We start from the raw sequence: 437 nt of genomic DNA, 5'->3' as shown, positions 1-437 counted from the left end.
ACCCACGAAAATCAATCCGCATTGGATCAGATCACTGCCGCTAAAATCGCACAATGGGATGGTTTCGGCACACAAATCAATGGGCTTAGCACAAAGGTTACAGTCTATTCAGAAAAGACAGAACGTACTTTGGAGAGCCTGCAAAAGCAAATCGATAATCTGACAAGCGGCAGAAATTACACCGTCCTGTTTCAGTCCGGGCAGAATGCCATTTCGACCTATGCATCAAATCTCAGTATGATTCTGGACGGCAGGTATCAGACAATGGCGGATTTCCTGACTGCTTATCCGCAGTTTTGCAGTGTAGAAAATGATTTCATGTTGTCCTACTCGCAAACGTGTTTTAACTGGGATAAGTCGGTCTTGACCGTTTGTGCAAAGCCATTGTCCCTGACGAAAAATGCGGAAATCGTGATGTCCTATCAGTCGGGTTCCAG

1 protein-coding gene is annotated in these 437 nt (G+C 45.5%); it reads left to right on the top strand.

The window, feature by feature from the left end:
• Positions 1 to 437: hypothetical protein (locus RUMCAL_RS13785; protein WP_021683628.1), on the top strand; the 437-nt coding region annotated here is incomplete at both ends.

Origin of the sequence: Ruminococcus callidus ATCC 27760, assembly GCF_000468015.1 — a bacterium.
Taxonomy (GTDB): Bacteria; Bacillota; Clostridia; order Oscillospirales; family Ruminococcaceae; genus Ruminococcus_C; species Ruminococcus_C callidus.
The sequence above is the reverse complement of the archived record's forward strand: the minus strand, read 5'-3'. Positions and strand labels throughout refer to the sequence as shown.